Below are 17,775 nucleotides of genomic sequence, written 5' to 3' on the forward strand. Positions count from 1 at the left end.
CCGGTATTTCTTGTGGCGCAACGTGCCTAGACGTCTTTGCCCAACAGGCTTTGCGCGATGCCCTCGGCCGCGGAACCTTCGCTGCTGTCTTCGGCATAGGCTGCGGTCTTTTCGCGAATCCACTCGATGGCGGCAGCATCATCAATTTCGACTTTCTTGGCGACAAGGGCGAGGATCGCCTCAATCGCAAGAACGTGGGATGCCACATTATTTACAGCGACATGCAGATCATCGATATGCCGAGAAGCCGCTTCGGACATTTCGCCGAGTTCGCCGGACAGTTTCTGGATCAGTTCCTGAATCTCGTCAATCGAGGCATTGCTCATGTCGTTCTCCTGTTATGGCCGCACCAGAAACGGGCACGACGTATTTGTTGTCCCTGAATGCACAGTTGCTTGGAATGGCGGACATGTAAAGAGGCTGGCGGGATTTTATCCATCGCGCGGCAGCAGCGACCGGGCAGGCCGACCTCGGGATGAGCGATTGTGACAGTTTTTGTTACAGTCTGTCGTAAAACAACAGAAAAGAGCCGGGGAAGGTCAAGAAACCGGTGTGTCGGGGTGTCGGGCGAGATCATACAAGTTATTGTTTTATATATATTATGTGTCGAATTTTGACCGCGTTGATACGTTGTCACATAACGTTAACAAAAGCGACACAATACCGTAAGCACCCAGCGTTAGAGTCCGCCTCGCAGATCGTTGCACCGTTCCGAAGTGGAACAACCATTGGGGAATATACCATGAAGAAGACTCTTGCTGTTGCGGCGCTGATGAGCGTTGCCTTTGCTGGCGCTGCCCAGGCACGCGACCAGATTCGTATCGTTGGTTCGTCCACCGTTTTCCCGTTTGCAACCGCAGTTGCAGAAGAATTCGGTAAAACCACCTCGTTCAAAACCCCGGTTATTGAATCGACCGGTTCTGGCGGTGGTCTGAAGCTTTTCTGTGCAGGTGTTGGCGAACAGCATCCGGACATCACCAACGCTTCGCGTCGCATCAAGAAGTCCGAAGTTGAAACTTGCGCCAAGAACGGCATTTCTGAAGTTACCGAAGTCAAAGTCGGCTTCGACGGTATCGTTCTGTCGAACTCGAACGAAGCTCCGCTGCTGGATCTGACCAAAGAACAGATCTTCCTGGCTCTGGCTAAAACCGTTCCTTCCAAAGACGGCAAGTCGCTGGTTGATAACTTCTACAGCACCTGGTCGGAAATTGATCCGAGCCTTCCGAACGTGAAAATCGAAGTTCTCGGCCCGCCGCCGACCTCCGGTACCCGTGATGCCTTCACCGAGCTGGTACTTGAAGAAGCTTGCGACGAGTTCGCTGTTATTGCCGACCTCAAGAAATCCAACAAAGATCAGCACAAAGCAGTTTGCGCTGGTGTGCGTGAAGACGGTGCCTATGTCGAAGCTGGTGAGAACGACAACCTGATCGTTCAGAAGCTCGAAGCAAACCATGATGCACTTGGCATCTTCGGTTTCTCGTTCCTTGACCAGAACGGCGACAAGCTTCAGGGTTCCCTGATTGCTGGTGTTGCACCGACCTTCGAAGCAATCTCGGCTGGTGACTATCCGGTATCGCGTTCGCTTTACTTCTACGTAAAGAACGCACATGTCGGCACCATCCCGGGCATCAAAGAATATCTGGCTGAATTCACCTCGGAAAAAGCATTCGGTGACGAAGGTTACCTTGCTGACCGTGGCCTGATCCCGATGGCCGCGAGCGAGCGTGAAGCTGTCCGTAATGCTGCGACGAACCTTTCGCCGCTGAGCATGTAACGTGATCTTTCAACCGATGGCGGCTAATGCTGCCATCGGTTTCTTTGTTTCCGCGCTTGATTAATTTATTGTTTTTGTCCTATTGGCCTCTCATCTGATTCCTACAGGTTCATCTGGCAAACGGATTTAACGTAATGTCCCTGTCTTTCCTGTTGCTCGCGGTTGCTGCACTTTGTGCATTGTCCTTCTATTTCGGACGCCAGCGGGCCGTGGCCCTTTCGGGCGGACGGTACAGCAATCTTCATTCTCTTCCGGCTCATTACGGGACCTATGTGGCCCTGTGGTGCGGCCTGCCTGCATTGTTGCTGCTGCTTGTCTGGCATATCTTCCAGGGATCGATCATCGAAGCGATGATCATTGCCGAACTGCCTTCTGAAATTACCGGGGACTCCGGACAGCTGTCGCTTGCCCTGAACAGTATTTCACTGATCGCAGCGGATAATGGCCAGCATCTGACTGTCTCACCCGAAGTCATCGATGCCGGGCATCGTCTGGCAAATCTGCAGTCGATTGCAAATGCGGCACTGGTTGTTGTTATGCTGACCGGTGCGTCGATCGGGGTGTCGCTTTCCTATCGTAAAATCTCGCCGGATTTGCGGGCACGTAACAATGTCGAACGCATTTCCCGCTGGGTGATGATTGCCTGCTCGGCGATTGCGATCCTGTCGACGGTCGGTATCGTTTTCTCGTTGCTGTTCGAAGCCCTGCACTTCTTTAGCAAGATCAACCCGGTTGACTTCCTGTTTGGTCTGGAATGGAGCCCGCAAACGGCGATCCGTGCAGATCAGGTTGCATCCGACGGTGCGTTCGGCGCGATCCCGCTTTTTGTCGGCACACTCCTGATCACGATCATCGCCATGTGCGTTGCGGTGCCGGTCGGTTTGTTCTCTGCCATTTATATGGGCGAATATGCATCGTCGAAATTCCGTGCGGTTGCCAAGCCGGCGCTTGAAATTCTTGCGGGTGTTCCGACGGTTGTTTATGGCTTCTTTGCTGCCCTGACCGTTGCGCCGTTCCTTCGCAATAACGGTGCGATCCTTGGTCTTGATGTCAGCTCGGAAAGTGCCTTGGCAGCGGGCCTTGTCATGGGTGTCATGATCATTCCGTTCGTATCGTCGCTGTCTGATGATGTGATGTCACAGGTGCCGCAATCCTTGCGTGACGGGTCTTATGGTTTGGGCGCAACCAAATCTGAAACCATCCGTCATGTCATTTTCCCGGCAGCGTTGCCGGGGATTGTCGGGGCGGTTCTTCTGGCGGTTTCGCGTGCGATTGGTGAAACCATGATTGTTGTGATGGCAGCCGGTCTTGCCGCGAACATGACTGTGAACCCGCTTCAGGCTGTGACCACTGTGACTGTCCAGATTGTCACGCTTCTGGTCGGTGACCAGGAATTTGACAGTGCAAAAACCCTCTCGGCCTTTGCGTTGGGGCTGGTTCTTTTCCTTGTCACCTTGGGCCTGAACGTATTTGCCCTTAAGGTAGTTCAGAAGTATCGCGAGAAATATGACTGATATGGCATCCCTCATGGAAGACAGAGCCGCTGCAAAGGTGATTTCGGATAAAATGCACAAGCCCGTTGACTGGGATAGTCCGAAGATCGCGCGGAACATCAAAAAGCGTTACGCAGCTGAACGCCGTTTCAAGATTTATGGACTAAGCGCAATCGGTATTGCGCTTCTGGCCCTGTTCGTTCTGGGGTTCTCTATTGGCTCGAAGGGCTATAGTGCGTTCTTCCAGACCTATGTTCAGCTTGAAATTCATTTCGATCCGGCTGAAATCGATCCGCAAGGTACCGGCGATCCCGCAGTGATCGGCAAGGCCAACTTCGATGGTCTGATCAAACAGGCATTGCGTGACCGCTTCCCGGAAGTCACCAGCCGTCGCGACAAGCGCGACCTGTATGACGTCGTTTCGGGTGGCGCATCCTATGATCTGCGTGAACGGGTTCTGGCAAATCCGAACCTGATTGGTCAGACGCGCAAGGTCTGGCTGATTTCGGGCGATGATTTCGACATGCTCAACAAAGGTTATATTGATGCCGATGTTGATGAAGGCAGCCGTCGCCTGAATGACAAGGAAATCAGCTGGTACAACACACTGGTTTCATCCGGTGCTGTTGAAAAGCAGTTCCATGCCCGCTTCTTTACCAGCGGGGATTCCCGTGAACCGGAACTTGCCGGTATCTGGGGGGCTGCGGTCGGTTCGTTCTATACGTTGCTTGTCACGCTTGCCCTGTCGTTCCCGATCGGGGTTCTTGCAGCGGTTTATCTTGAAGAATTCGCACCGAAAAACCGCTTCACGACAATTGTCGAGGTCAATATCAACAACCTTGCAGCTGTTCCGTCGATCGTGTTCGGTCTGCTGGGGCTTGAGGTTTATCTTAACGTCATGCATCTGCCGCGTTCGGCACCGGTTGTTGGTGGTCTGACGCTGGCCCTGATGACCTTGCCAACGATCATCATTGCATCGCGTGCGGCGATCAAGGCGGTTCCGCCATCGATCCGTCAGGCGGCCCTTGGTCTTGGTGCATCACCGGTTCAGACCGTTACCCACCATGTCCTGCCGCTGGCAATGCCCGGCATCCTGACCGGTACCATCATTGGTATGGCACAGGCACTTGGTGAAACGGCACCGCTTCTGATGATTGGTATGGTGGCGTTTATCGTCGACATTCCGGGTGGTGCACTTGATCCGGCGACGGTTCTGCCGGTCCAGATCTATCTGTGGGCAGACAGCCCGGAACGTGCCTTTGTCGAGAAAACCTCGGCTGCGATTATGGTTTTGCTGGCCTTCCTGATCCTGATGAATGGATTGGCTGTGTATCTGCGCAAAAAATTTGAACGGAAGTGGTAAAATGGCTGCTGTATCCCAGAGCGCAATGACGGCAGAGCCGTCGGTCTCAAGCCCGAAAATGACGGCACGTGACCTTAATCTTTTCTATAGCGATAACCAGGCCCTGTTTGACGTCAATCTTGATATCGTTGAACGCCAGGTCACCGCGCTGATCGGTCCGTCGGGCTGTGGCAAGTCAACCTTCCTGCGGTGCATGAACCGCATGAATGACACCATTGATGGTGTCACCATCAATGGTGAAGTGACCCTTGATGGTCGTGACATCTATGACAAGCGCATCGACGTTGTTCAGCTGCGTGCACGTATCGGGATGGTGTTCCAGAAGCCGAACCCGTTCCCGAAATCGATCTATGACAACGTGGCTTATGGACCGCGTATCCATGGTCTGGTCAATTCGCGTGACGAACTTGACGAAATCGTCATGACCTCGCTTGAACGTGCGGGTCTGCTCAAGGAAGTCAAGGATCGTCTGCAGTCACCGGCAACCGGCCTTTCCGGTGGTCAGCAGCAACGCCTTTGCATCGCGCGTGCGGTTGCGGTCAGCCCGGAAGTCATCCTGATGGATGAGCCGTGCTCGGCACTTGATCCGATTGCTACGGCAAAGGTCGAAGAGCTGATTGACGAGCTGCGTTCGAACTACACCATCGTGATCGTGACACACTCCATGCAGCAGGCTGCACGTGTATCGCAGCGGACCGCATTCTTCCACCTTGGCAAGCTGGTCGAGGTTGGTGAAACAGATCAGATATTCACCAACCCGAAAGACGAACGCACCAAGGGTTACATTACCGGTCGCTTCGGTTAAGCAGCGACACGAGGAGCACGCATAAATGGCTGACGACAAAACACATATCGTAAGTTCGTTCGACGAGGAACTGACCCGTCTGAACAACATCATCTCGCAGATGGGCGGGCTTGCAGAAAGTCAGCTGATCTCTGCGATCCGTTCGATTGTCAAACGGGATTCCGAACTGGCTGAAAAAGTCATTCTGTCGGATCACCGTATCGATATTCTCGAACAGGAAGTTCAGGATTTCGCCGTGCGTCTTCTGGCCTTGCGCCAGCCGATGGCAGATGACCTGCGTCAGGTCGTGACCGCACTCAAGCTGTCAAACGATCTGGAGCGTATCGGTGATCTGGCGAAAAACATCGCCAAACGCGCGCAGGTTCTTAACCAGATTCCGCCGATCCGTCCGGTTCAGGTGATCCCGAACATGGGCAAGCTGGCGCAGGAAATCATCAAGGACGTTCTGGACGCCTATATCGAAGGCGATGCCGAAAAGGCCGAGCGTGTCTGGGCCCGCGATCAGGAAGTCGACGATATGTACAATTCGCTGTTCCGCGAATTGCTGACCTACATGATGGAAGATCCGCGCAACATCACGGCATCGACCCACATGCTTTTCATCGCCAAGAACATCGAACGTATTGGCGATCATGCAACCAATATCGCCGAGACGATCTATTACCGGATCAAAGGCGAAGACCTGCCGGCAATTGACCGGCCAAAAAATGATGCAGCGAACTTTGCTGTCGTCGAACCGAATGAGTGACACTGGAGCATAGGAAGATGGACCCAACGGTTCTTATCGTCGAGGACGAAGCTGCAATCGTAACCATGTTGCGCTACAACCTCGAACGTGAGGGGATGCAGGTAGTCGAAGCCGGTGACGGTGACGAAGCGTTGAAAATCCTTGCGGAAACGCATGTCGATCTTGTCCTTCTGGACTGGATGTTGCCGGTGATGTCGGGGATTGAAGTCTGCCGCCAGATCCGTCGCAAGCCCGAAAGCCGCGATTTGCCGGTCATCATGGTGACCGCACGTGGCGAAGAAGGCGATCGTATCCGTGGTCTTGATACCGGTGCTGACGACTATGTCACCAAGCCGTTCGCAATTGGCGAGTTGCTTGCCCGTATTCGTGCGCTGCTGCGTCGGTCCGGTCCGGCGCAACCACAAGGGCAGTTGGTCTATTCCGATATCGAAATGGATCTCGCAGCACACCGTGTCAGCCGCAACGGCAAGGCCATCCATCTTGGCCCGACCGAGTTCCGTCTTCTGCGCTATTTCCTTGAGCATCCGGGGCGTGTGTTCTCCCGCGAGCAGCTTTTGAATGCTGTTTGGGGACCGAATATTTATGTTGAAACCCGCACGGTTGACGTTCATATCCGTCGTCTGCGCAAGGCGCTCAATGATGTCAAAGGCACCCGCGATATCATTCGTACGGTTCGTGCCGCCGGTTATGCGCTGGATTCAGAAACCGCAGCCTGATCTCTGATCTCAGCAAAGATCATCTATCCGGTTTCAGAAAAAACAAAACCCCCGTTGCCAATGGCAGCGGGGGTTTTGCCTTTAATGATCGTTTTCGGGCTTTGTCTTGCGTACCCGACCTGAACTTGTCGAGGTTGTTTTCTTGGCCGTTGCGGACTTTACCGGTGTTTTACGCGTCGGGGTCTTCTTGGCGGCAACCCTGCGCGTTCCCGTTTTCTTTGCCGGGGGCTGTGATGCCGTTTCGGGTTTGTTTTCCGACCTGGCATCTGCTTTGGGGCTGGTTTCCGCAACTGATGCCGGTTCTGCTGCCGCGGGGGCCTCAGGAACCTTTTTCCGCTGGGTCCGTGGGGCCAGTTCGTTCATCAACAGCATGTCGGCACGGCGGAACTTGGCGATTTCGGCGTCGATATCTTCCTGTGGTACATCACAGGCCGACAAGACGTGATCCGAAAGCCGAAGGCCGGTTTCAAGTACTTCCGGGATGGCCGCATCCGCACCGCTACGTGACAGGGGGCCGATATGGGTGATGTCCTGGGCACGGGCAAAGATTTTCAGATGCGGATAATGTTGCCGCAAAAGCGCAACGGTCTTTTCAGTCGCATGCGGATTACCCATGGCAACAACGGCTATGCGGGCCTCGTCGGTGTGGGCTGCCCTGAATGTTTCCGGGCGTGATCCATCGGCAAAGAAGACAGGTAGTCCCTCGGCACGACCCCGTGAGACCTGTTGGGCGTCGCTATCAAGAACGATAAAGGGAATGTTCCGGGTTTTAAGAAGGCGCGCCAGAACGCGACCAACACGGCCGCTGCCAATCACCAGAACATGTTGATGAATTCCGTCTGTTTCATCCGAAATCGGACCAAGCTGGTCGTCTTCCTTGGGATGAAGCTTTTCTTCAATCCGGTGCCCGAGGTTAATCAAAGTCGGGGTAAGCGCCATGGAAATCGCGACCACCGGGATCAATATGGCCGCCAAATCACGCGGGATCGCACCGTTTTGCGCTGCAAGAGAGAACATCACAAAGGCAAACTCGCCACCAGCCGCCAGGCTCATGGCAACACGAAGTGCGGATCCGCGTTCAAACCGAATGGCAAGGGACAGGACAAACAGAACGGCCGTCTTGATGATCAGCAGCCCGATCAGCCACAAAATGACGCTGCCAAACTGCTCATAGACGACATTGGCATTGACCGACATGCCGACCGACATGAAAAACAGCGACAGGAACACACCGCGAAACGGCGCGATGTCGGCTTCGATCTGATGACGGAATTCCGTTTCGGCGAGCATCACGCCCGCGATAAAGGCACCAAGTGCCATTGAAAGCCCGGAAAGCTCGGTCAGGGTACTGGCGGCGAGAACGACAAACAGGGTCCCAATCGCAAACAGTTCCGGGTTCTTGAGAGACGCGATATAGCGAAAGAGGCGTGGCAACAGATACCGCCCGACAACCAGCAGCAAGGCGACAGAGCCAAAGCCTGAAAGGATACTGATCCAGGGGCTGGTTTCTGTTCCGGCATCACCGGCCGCCTGAACCATGATCAGGAACGGACCAACCGCAACATCCTGTACCAGAAGGATTGCCAGGGCTGCGCGTCCAAAACGCGTATTTAATTGCCGGTCATCAGAAAGCTGTTTGAGGATGATTGCCGTTGAGGACAAAGCCAGCGCACCTGCAATCACAAGCGATGCAGCCAGCGGCAAATCAATCAGGGCCAGCACAGCCATGATGGCTGCCATCGATACCAGAATCTGAAAAAGGCCAAGGGCAGCAAACCTGCCACCAATGACCCGCAACCGTTCGCGTGAGAGTTCAAGCCCGATCATGAAGAGCAGGAACACGACACCAAGTTCGGCAACGGTCGAAATGTCTTCGCGTTCGGTAATCAGACCCAAACCGAACGGCCCGATACAAAAGCCGCCAATCAGAAATCCGATGATCGAATTGGCGCGCAGGCGGTGCGCAATAGGCACGGCAACCACAGCCGCAGTCAGGATCAGAAACAGCTCGAACAGGACGCTGTGATGCATGGTCAGAATCAATCCGGCAAAGCAGATAAATATTTGAAAATAACGAGATTAACAGGATAACTGAAATAGCACACACAGTCCTGTGGAAATTTGCCGGTTCAATGGCAATTAACCCGTACCGGATTGATCTGCTTCAAGGCAGCAGTGACTGGTTTTCTCTAGGGCGCGCCGGGCCGGGCGAGTAAATTGTGTGACAATTGTCATGGCCAGATCACTTGCTATTCGTGATGTCAAATGCCATGTTCCGCGGGCCTGATCCGGGCCAATGTAAACGACAGTCAATAAGAGCAAACGTATCTTGGAACAGTTCATTCCCTACATTCAGATCATTGCGGGTCTTGTCCTTCTGACCGTTGGCGGTGAGTTTATCGTTCGTGGTGCGGTTGGTCTTGCCCTGTTGCTGGGCGTGTCAAAAGTGATTGTGGGGCTGACAATCGTTGCAGCCGGAACGTCCGCACCGGAATTTGTCGTGTCACTGAATGCGTCGCTTAAGGGAACGGCCGACATTGCGATGGGCAACGTGGTCGGGTCCAATATTGCCAATATATTGCTCATTCTTGGTGCGGTGGCAGTTCTCAAGCCCGTGGCGGCAAGCCGGGTAACCGTGGTCCGCGATGGCGGGGCGATGCTGCTTGGGACTGTTCTGTTTATTGGTCTTTGCATGTTTGGCGCCATTGATCGCTGGGCGGGGGCTTTGATGCTCTGCGTTCTGGTGGCGATCTGGTACTTCACCTACAAGCATGACAAGAACATGCCAAGCGATGCCAGCCAGCTGCACGAAGAAGAAGTTGACGAAGTCGGAGAGGTTCCAACTGGTTGGCTCAAACCGATCATTGCGACGGTTGTCGGTATTGTTGCCCTGATGTTCGGGGCGGAATGGCTTGTCGACGGTGGTGTGTCCGTCGCGCGTCAGTTCGGCGTTTCCGAAGCCGTGATCGGCCTGACGCTTGTTGCATTCGGAACGTCTCTGCCCGAATTTGCGGCATCGGTTGTGGCGGCATTCCGCGGGCATTCGGATGTGGCGCTTGGTAACGTGCTGGGGTCCAACCTTTTGAACCTTCTGGTGATTATTGGCGGCGTGTCTCTGATTGCGCCAATCCCGGTTCCCGAGCAAATCTTGAATTCCGATATCTGGATCATGCTGGCGGTGACGGTTGGTTTGATCGGGATTGCATATGCGTTTCGCAAGATTTCGCGCATCACCGGCGTTGCATTTGTGATTGCCTATCTGGTCTATGTCTTCCAGCTTGTCGCGGCATAGGTCACCAGTTTGAACAATATGACGGGACGATAAAGGGATCAGCACAGCCATGAGCGCACAGATGCCCAAAACGGTTTTGATTACGGGGGCGGCAAAACGGATCGGGCGTGCGCTGACGCTTGATCTTGCCAAAGACGGGTATGATGTGGCGCTGCATTGTCACCACTCGCGCAAGGATGCCGAAACCCTTGCCGATGAAATTCGTGCCCTTGGTCAACGTGCCTGTGTCATCTCTGCTGATCTTGGCCGCGAGGAAGATACCCATCGCGTTGTCCGTGAAGCACAGGCGTCACTCGGTTCGGTTGGTGTCCTGATCAATAATGCATCAACCTTTGAATATGATGACGTGCACAGTGCGACCCGTGAAAGCTGGGACCTTCATATGGAGGCCAACCTGCGTGCGCCATTTGTGCTGTCGCAGGAATTTGCCAGGCGTCTTCCCGACGATGCACAGGGCGCGATCATCAATATTCTTGATCAACGGGTCTGGAACCTGAACCCGCATTTCATGACCTATACACTGTCCAAGGCCGGGCTTTGGACCTTGACCCAGACGCTTGCACTGGCACTTGCGCCAAAAATTCGTGTTAATGGCATCGGACCGGGTCCGGCATTGCCTAGTCGTCGGCAAACACAGGAAGTTTTCGATCAGCAATGCGCGAAAACCCCCCTTCAAGTCGGGACAAACCCGCAAGAGATTTGCGATGCGGTTCGATTTTTCCTTGCCGCGCCCGCCATCACCGGGCAAATGTTAGCCCTTGACGGCGGGCAGCATCTTGATTGGGCGCCCAGTGGCAAAGATGACAAGCCAATAGAATGATATCTGGTGTGGATGCCCGATATCGGCCGGACGGGCAGGGAGTGGACACAGTTTCCATGCCCGAAAGCAGCACAAGGAAGACCGGAATATGACCGCAGGCCTGAAACAGGATGCCAAGATTACGACATTGCCATTTGCCGATCTGCCCCATGCAGACCGGGCAGGCAACCTGCGCCGTGTCTTTGTCCGCGATATGGTGATCCATACCTCGATCGGGGTTTATGATCACGAAAAGGAAGCCCCGCAACGCGTGCGGATCAATCTTGATCTGGCCGTGCTTGAAGGCGACGGCGTTCAGAATGACGATATTACAACCGTACTGAGTTACGAGGATCTGGTGGTTGGCACCCGACGTATTTGTCAGGATGGCCATGTGAACCTTGTGGAAACTCTTGGGGAAAAACTTGCGGATATGTGTCTTGCTGATCCACGGGTGCGCAAGGTGATCGTTCGGGTTGAAAAGCTCGATGTTTTTGAAGACGTCGCGGCTGTCGGGGTCGAAATCGAACGGCACAATATCGCGCGCTAATTAACGCCGATTTCCAGCAAAAAATTTACTTTTTCAGACGGTAAGGACAAGGGACTCTGTGATTCCCTTGGGGCGAATCGCATCTGTCCTTATGCACAAGCATCTGGGGAGCGGGATTCAAAGGAAAATATTCGATTTTTACGACTCTATTACCGAATGATTTCAGGTTGACAGTAATTTTAGTGAAATAAATCAATAACTTAGTTGTTTTGCTCAATATTTGGGCACTTCATAGAACGTTAAGACTCTCAAGGGGTGCAGGAAGTAGCCCCCCTATTACCCACATAGTTATCCACAGTCTTGGTGGACATCTTTTTTCCGGGGCGATTCCCTGTCGCGCTGTTGCGATGTTAATCTTTTGGGGTATGTTCCAAGGCCCGGCCTGATTGTGACGACCGTCACAACTTTGGATGTATTTGTGTGATTGCGGAGTGCCTTTATGAAGCCACCAGTTCCCTCCGAAAACCCGACCGGGGACGAGACCCCGAAACGGGAAATCGGTTTGTCCCTTGATGGCGACAAAATCCAGGGCGGGGCGGCGCGCGGCGTTGATGCAATCAAATATGCGCTTAAAACCATGCCGGGTGCCCCGGGCGTATACCGGATGCTTGATGACAAGGATCGCGTCCTTTATGTCGGCAAGGCCAAGAACCTCAAGAAACGGGTGGTGGCCTATACCCGGATCATGCAATTGCCTATCCGGATTGCGCGCATGGTCGCCCAGACGGTCCGGATGGAAATCATCACCACCCATACCGAGGCCGAAGCCCTTCTTCTTGAATCCAACCTGATCAAAAAGCTCAAGCCGCGCTACAACATCCTTTTGCGCGATGACAAAAGCTTTCCCTATATCCTGATCACCGAGGATCACGATTACCCGCGCATCGTTAAACATCGTGGCGCACGTGCCAAGGATGGCAGCTGTTTTGGTCCCTTTGCGTCGGCCTGGGCGGTAAACAATACGATCAACCATCTGCAGCGCGCGTTTCTTTTGCGGTCCTGTACGGACGCGGTTTTTTCAAACCGCTCGCGCCCCTGTTTGCTGTATCAAATCAAACGCTGCGCGGCCCCGTGCGTTGATCGTATCTCGAAGCCGGAATATGACGGCCTTGTTGATATCTGCCGCGATTTTCTGACCGGTCGCAGTCAGAAAATTCTCAAGCAGCTTGAAGCCGACATGATGGCGGCCTCCGAACGTATGGAGTTCGAGCAGGCAGCGATGTATCGCGACCGTATCCGCGCGCTTAGCCAGATCCGGTCCCATCAGGACATCAATCTCGAAGGGGTTGAAGAGGCAGATGTCATCGCCTTGCATCAGGAAGGCGGGCAAAGCTGTGTGCAGGTCTTCTTCTTCCGCTCGGGATCGAACTATGGCAACCGGTCCTATTTTCCGCGTCATGAACAGTCCGCCGAAATCCCGGAAATCCTGTCGGCCTTTGTCGGGCAGTTCTATGCCGACAAACCGGCCCCGAAACAGATTTTCCTGTCCCACGAAATCGAAGGGCAGGAACTGGTCGAAAATGCGCTGGGCATTAATAACAACCGCAAGATCGAGCTTCTTGTGCCCAAGCGGGGCGGCAAGCGCAAACTGGTCGAACACGCCATGACCAATGCCAAGGACGCCTTGGGTCGTCGCATGGCCGAAAGTGCGACCCAGCGCAAGCTGCTTGAAGATCTTGCTGACAAGCTTGATCTTGAAAGCACGCCCGAGCGGATCGAGGTTTACGATAACTCCCACACCCAGGGCACCAATATGGTCGGGGGCATGATTGTCGCCGGACCCGAAGGGTTTATGAAAAACGCCTATCGCAAATTCAACATCAAGGGCGATATCGCACCGGGCGATGACTTTGCCATGATGCGCGAAGTTCTGACCCGACGCTTTGCCCGTGCCCAGAAAGAGGACCCGGATCGCGAAAACGGCACCTGGCCGGACTTGTGCCTGATTGACGGGGGGATTGGGCAGCTTGGTGTCGCACGCGAGGTGCTTGAAGACCTTGGCATCGAAGATGTCATGCTGGTCGGTGTTGCCAAGGGCGTTGATCGCAATGCCGGCAAGGAAGTCCTGCATATTCCGGGCAAGGCCCCCGTACGTCTCGATATGAAAGACCCGGTGCTTTATTTCATTCAGCGCCTGCGCGACGAGGCGCATCGCTGGGCGATTGGCACCCATCGCGCCAAGCGCGCCAAGCAGATTGGCAAAAGCGTTCTGGATTCTGTGCCGGGCGTCGGGGGTGCGCGCAAGAAGGCACTGTTGCATCATTTCGGATCAGCGCGCGGTGTTGCCGATGCCGGGCTTTCGGATCTGGAAGCGGTCGAAGGCATCAGTGCGGCTTTGGCGCGAAAGATTTACGATCATTTCCACGAAAATAAATAAAACCTGCTGCGGAGATATTGCTTTTTGGCAGCAGCCGGGTAATACCGCGTGCATATTGCCACATCGACAGCACGCTTCGTGCGATTAACGATCTCAGATTAAGGAAACAGATGCGATACTTTCCTTCCTGGTCTTTGACCCGGTCTTCTACAGTCATGCCTGATGAACGCCTGCCGTGGGGGGCGATGTTCCCGATGGGCTTGCAGCACCTTGTTGCCATGTCGGGTGCGACAATTCTCGGTCCGCTTCTGATGGGGTTTGATCCAAATCTGGCGATCCTGTTTTCCGGTATCGGAACCCTGATTTTCTTTATCTGCACTGCGGGTCGTGTGCCGAGTTATCTGGGTTCGTCCTTTGCTTTTATCGCAGTGGTAATTGCTGCGACCGGCTATGCCGGAACCGGGCCCAACCCTGATATTGGCGGGGCTTTGGGCGGGATCATTGCAGCCGGTGCGCTTTATGTTGTCATCGGCCTGATCGTCATGGCAACCGGAACAGGCTGGGTTGAAAGACTGATGCCACCTGCGGTCACAGGGGCAGTCGGGGCGGCCATCGGCCTTAACCTTGCACCGGTCGGGATTAAAGGCATCACGGGCGACAATATGCATATGCTGGTCGCACTTCTGACCCTGTTGTCCGTGGCGCTTGTTTCGGTCTATGCACCGATTGCCTTGCGCCGCATTTCGATTCTGGTCGGTATTTTGGCCGGATACGGGCTTGTTCTGGTTCTGGGGAATGGCCTCGGACTGATGCCAGCAGTCGATTTCAGCGAACTGTCACAGGCCCCGTGGTTTGGCATGCCAGATTTTGTTGCGCCGCGTTTTGAAAGTTCGGCCATGGTCATGATTGCGCCGGTGGCCTTCATTCTGGTTGCGGAAAACCTTGGTCATATCAAGGCAATCGGGGGCATGACCAAACAGAATATGGATCGTTATATCGGTCGCGGTTTTGTTGGCGATGGTCTGGCAACCATGCTGGCCGGGTCGGGCGGTGGAACAGGTGTGACCACCTATGTTGAAAATATGGGGGTTATGGCTGTCACGCGTGTTTTCTCGACCCTGATTTTTGTCATTGCCGCGGCAATCGCCATTCTGCTTGGTTTCTCACCCAAATTCGGGGCCCTTTTGCACACTATTCCGGGACCGGTCCTGGGGGGGCTCGGTGTTGCGGTCTTCGGATTGATTGCTGCGGCAATGGTGCGTCTCTGGGTCGATAACCAGGTTGATTTTTCTGATCCGCGCAATCTCTTTACGGTTGGCATTACCCTGATTTTCGGTGGTGGCGACTTTACGGTGACCTTTGGCGGGTTTGCCATTGGCGGGATTGGAACGGCAACATTGGCGGCGATCATTCTGTATCAGGTCCTGAGCATCGGACGTGAAAACAAAGATGCGATCACCGACTAGGTGATCGACCAGGGGCCGTGTCTCAGTTTTATGGCAATTGAACACGGCCCTTGTCGTTCCGGACCCAAGGCTTTAATAATTGCGCGGCTTTGGGGTTGAAACAGACCCCTTAGTGGAAATTGTCGACCATATACCCGCAAACAGGCCCGTCCATGAAAACCCAGATTCCCAATCTGCTGACTTTGTCGCGCATCATTGTGATCCCGGCATTGGTGGCATCTTTTTACATCGACGGCCCGGTCGGGAACTGGATCGGCTTTGTGCTGTTTGCCTTTGCCGGTGTGACGGACTTCTTTGACGGTTATCTTGCGCGCAGCATGAATGTGGTTTCGCCTCTCGGTCGTTTTCTTGATCCGATTGCCGACAAGCTTCTGGTTGCCGCAGCCCTGATGATGATGGTGTCGTTCGAACGGATTGCCGGTCTGGCTGTTTTGCCAGCTGTTGTGATCATGTGCCGCGAGATCATGGTCTCGGGTTTGCGCGAACATCTGGCCGAACTCAAAGTGCCGCTTCCGGTCACGGTGCTTGCGAAATGGAAAACAACCGCCCAGATTCTGGCGATCGGTTTCCTTCTGGTCGGGGATGCATCGCCTGACATGATCCCGTCGATCATGATTGGTGATGTGCTGCTGTGGATCGCCGGGATTGTGACGGTTCAGACCGGCTATATCTATCTGCGTACCGGGCTCAAGCATCTCGATTAATCTTCGCAAATCAGGGCCATGGCCATGTCACGCGTGTCTGTTCAACAACATGATTTCGATCCGGGCGCGGAACTTTCTGCGCTGACGGATGGCCGGACCGATATCGGGGCTGCTGTCAGCTTTGTTGGTCTGGTGCGCGATATTCATGGCGGGGATCAGGTATCAAGCCTGACGCTGGATCACTATCCGGGCATGACCGAGCGCGAACTTGAAAAGATCGCCGACGAGGCCGCCCGTCGCTGGCCGCTTGATGGTATTCGCATTGTCCACCGGTTCGGAAAAATGATGCCCGGTGAACGCATTGTGCTGGTGATTGTTTTATCGGCGCATCGTCGGGCGGCGTTTGAAGCCTGTGACTTCATCATGGATTTTCTGAAAACCCGTGCGCCGTTCTGGAAGCGTGAAGAAACGCCGGACGGCGATGATAAATGGGTTGAGGCCAAGGCATCTGACGATGCCGATGCGGATCGGTGGAACTGATCTTTCGTACCTGTTTGCGCTGAATGCCTAGACAAATTTCAACAGCAGCGACACCAATGACGAGAGTGCCGTTTGAAGCGTTGCGGCATCATTGACCTTCTCGCGAAGCTCCTGCATGTCTGCGACATCCTGATCACTCACGACAATTGCACCCTGCAACTGCTTGGCTTGCAGCGTCACGATCAGTTCGGCTGCCTGATCAAGCTTTGGCTTGGTCGCGACCTTCTGATCTATGCTTGCTGATTGATAGGTGATCAGTGCCTGCTGACAGGCCTGCTCGGCTGTGGTGATCAGTGTGCTGATATTATCTGTCATTTGTTGTTCCCCCGGTTTCACTGTGTTGCGGTTTCGACAAGACCCGTGCCCTCGGCGATCAGTTCTTGCGGGCTTAACTTGTGAATATGATCGGCAAGGGTGATGCCCTGTTCGACAGCACCAAGAAGGGCTGCGACGTCAAGCTTTGCGTAATTGTCGATCTGGACTTGCAAACTGTTGCCAAGTTTGGTGGCGGTCAGAAACTCGCGCAGGGTTTCTGTTTGCATGATTTTCTCGGCTGCGATCAGGTCGCGCCATTTCTGCCACCAAATCTGGTAATACAGGTTTTGTGCCTCGGGCTCGTTCACGTCGTCCTTGCGGATTGTATTAAGTTCGGCAATCAGGGTACTGCGTCGTGTCAGGAATTTCGGCGGATTACGGGCGAAATCGCCGGTGATGGTTGCCAGTTGCGCGCGCAGCTTTTCCAGTATGGGACCTGATTGGGTAACGGCCGATGCACCAAGCGCTGAACCGGCCTCGATATTATCGAAAATGGCGACGAATTGCTGATACTGGGATCGCAGTTGGCGAAGCGTTGCGTTCCATTCATCCTGAATGGTCGGGGAGATTTTCACTGCATCAGGGTCAAGCAGCGTATCGATATTGGCTGGCGTGACTTGCCCGGTGAAGGCCGCCATATTGCTCACGAATTCGCTGCGCTGTGCGTTTTCGGATTTCGGGAAGGCTGCAAACTGCGTGCTATAGGCCGCATCATATTCCTCAAAGGCGGCTTCGGTCGCAGTTCCAAATTGAGTGACCGAAAGTTTCAGTGTTTCGGCCTTTTGGCTGCAGGCGGCAAGCAGGCCGATCACGGTGATAAGGGCACCGTTCCGAATGACGCGTTTGAATGTGCAAAACATCTTCTGTCCCCATTGATGAAGCGTGATCATCATCAGACGGGGATGGGCGGCGATTGTGATGGCAAAAGAAAACGCCGCAACCTGCGTCACGGC

Annotated in this window: 17 protein-coding genes; 13 read left to right on the plus strand and 4 right to left on the minus strand. The window is 54.2% G+C overall.

Translation table 11 applies throughout. The features are described 5' to 3' along the window. Window positions 1–26: 26 nt before the first annotated feature. Window positions 27–326 carry a hypothetical protein gene (locus ACTU44_RS04250; protein ID WP_114096761.1) on the minus strand — a complete coding sequence of 100 codons (300 nt, stop codon included), beginning with the start codon at window positions 324–326 and terminating at the stop codon, window positions 27–29. Window positions 327–742: 416 nt separating this feature from the next. Here ACTU44_RS04250 and ACTU44_RS04255 point away from each other — a divergent pair, with 416 nt between their 5' ends. The 6 genes from ACTU44_RS04255 (at window position 743) to phoB (ending at window position 6,899) form a co-directional block, all read left to right on the plus strand. Beyond that, complete coding sequence (locus ACTU44_RS04255; RefSeq protein WP_114096762.1) at window positions 743–1,774, plus strand: PstS family phosphate ABC transporter substrate-binding protein; 1,032 nt, start codon at window positions 743–745, stop codon at window positions 1,772–1,774. A 134-nt stretch (window positions 1,775–1,908) separates the two neighbouring features. Continuing rightward, window positions 1,909–3,288, plus strand: coding sequence for a phosphate ABC transporter permease subunit PstC (pstC, locus tag ACTU44_RS04260; RefSeq protein ID WP_114096763.1), 1,380 nt, complete (start codon window positions 1,909–1,911; stop codon window positions 3,286–3,288). A gap of 52 nt (window positions 3,289–3,340) precedes the next feature. Continuing rightward, window positions 3,341–4,630 (plus strand): phosphate ABC transporter permease PstA, encoded by a 1,290-nt coding sequence (pstA, locus tag ACTU44_RS04265; protein WP_336080066.1) that lies wholly within the window; start codon window positions 3,341–3,343, stop codon window positions 4,628–4,630. A gap of 1 nt (window position 4,631) precedes the next feature. After that, window positions 4,632–5,435 (plus strand): phosphate ABC transporter ATP-binding protein PstB, encoded by an 804-nt coding sequence (gene pstB, locus ACTU44_RS04270; RefSeq protein WP_114096765.1) that lies wholly within the window; start codon window positions 4,632–4,634, stop codon window positions 5,433–5,435. A 25-nt stretch (window positions 5,436–5,460) separates the two neighbouring features. Next, window positions 5,461–6,183, plus strand: a complete 723-nt coding sequence (gene phoU / locus ACTU44_RS04275; protein WP_114096766.1) for a phosphate signaling complex protein PhoU — start codon at window positions 5,461–5,463, stop codon at window positions 6,181–6,183. 17 nt (window positions 6,184–6,200) lie between these two features. Next, window positions 6,201–6,899, plus strand: a complete 699-nt coding sequence (phoB, locus tag ACTU44_RS04280) for a phosphate regulon transcriptional regulator PhoB (protein WP_101245355.1) — start codon at window positions 6,201–6,203, stop codon at window positions 6,897–6,899. Window positions 6,900–6,980: 81 nt separating this feature from the next. Here the strand turns inward: phoB and ACTU44_RS04285 are convergent, their stop codons facing one another. Continuing rightward, window positions 6,981–8,930: a cation:proton antiporter domain-containing protein gene (locus ACTU44_RS04285; RefSeq protein WP_462096765.1), complete on the minus strand. Its 1,950-nt coding sequence runs from the start codon at window positions 8,928–8,930 to the stop codon at window positions 6,981–6,983. Window positions 8,931–9,228: 298 nt separating this feature from the next. On the opposite strand from ACTU44_RS04285, the gene ACTU44_RS04290 reads away from it, so the two are divergent. The 7 genes from ACTU44_RS04290 to moaE all read left to right on the plus strand — a co-directional run bounded on the left by ACTU44_RS04290 (window position 9,229) and on the right by moaE (window position 16,507). Beyond that, entirely contained in the window at window positions 9,229–10,191 is a 963-nt protein-coding gene (locus ACTU44_RS04290; RefSeq protein WP_114096767.1) for a calcium/sodium antiporter, read from the plus strand. A gap of 49 nt (window positions 10,192–10,240) precedes the next feature. Continuing rightward, window positions 10,241–11,011, plus strand: a complete 771-nt coding sequence (locus ACTU44_RS04295; RefSeq protein WP_462096766.1) for an SDR family oxidoreductase — start codon at window positions 10,241–10,243, stop codon at window positions 11,009–11,011. 88 nt (window positions 11,012–11,099) lie between these two features. After that, entirely contained in the window at window positions 11,100–11,540 is a 441-nt protein-coding gene (gene folB, locus ACTU44_RS04300) for a dihydroneopterin aldolase (protein WP_114096768.1), read from the plus strand. 439 nt (window positions 11,541–11,979) lie between these two features. Next, complete coding sequence (gene uvrC, locus ACTU44_RS04305) at window positions 11,980–13,917, plus strand: excinuclease ABC subunit UvrC (protein WP_443082632.1); 1,938 nt, start codon at window positions 11,980–11,982, stop codon at window positions 13,915–13,917. A gap of 155 nt (window positions 13,918–14,072) precedes the next feature. Beyond that, window positions 14,073–15,323 carry a uracil-xanthine permease family protein gene (locus ACTU44_RS04310; RefSeq protein ID WP_336080069.1) on the plus strand — a complete coding sequence of 417 codons (1,251 nt, stop codon included), beginning with the start codon at window positions 14,073–14,075 and terminating at the stop codon, window positions 15,321–15,323. Window positions 15,324–15,475: 152 nt separating this feature from the next. Next, window positions 15,476–16,027 carry a CDP-diacylglycerol--glycerol-3-phosphate 3-phosphatidyltransferase gene (gene pgsA / locus ACTU44_RS04315; protein ID WP_114096771.1) on the plus strand — a complete coding sequence of 184 codons (552 nt, stop codon included), beginning with the start codon at window positions 15,476–15,478 and terminating at the stop codon, window positions 16,025–16,027. 24 nt (window positions 16,028–16,051) lie between these two features. Continuing rightward, window positions 16,052–16,507 carry a molybdopterin synthase catalytic subunit MoaE gene (gene moaE / locus ACTU44_RS04320; protein ID WP_336080070.1) on the plus strand — a complete coding sequence of 152 codons (456 nt, stop codon included), beginning with the start codon at window positions 16,052–16,054 and terminating at the stop codon, window positions 16,505–16,507. A gap of 27 nt (window positions 16,508–16,534) precedes the next feature. Here moaE and ACTU44_RS04325 read toward each other — a convergent pair whose 3' ends face one another. Beyond that, complete coding sequence (locus ACTU44_RS04325; protein ID WP_462096767.1) at window positions 16,535–16,822, minus strand: hypothetical protein; 288 nt, start codon at window positions 16,820–16,822, stop codon at window positions 16,535–16,537. A gap of 17 nt (window positions 16,823–16,839) precedes the next feature. After that, window positions 16,840–17,682 carry a hypothetical protein gene (locus tag ACTU44_RS04330; RefSeq protein ID WP_462096768.1) on the minus strand — a complete coding sequence of 281 codons (843 nt, stop codon included), beginning with the start codon at window positions 17,680–17,682 and terminating at the stop codon, window positions 16,840–16,842. Window positions 17,683–17,775: the final 93 nt, after the last annotated feature.

Source organism: Thalassospira sp. SM2505, assembly GCF_054901115.1.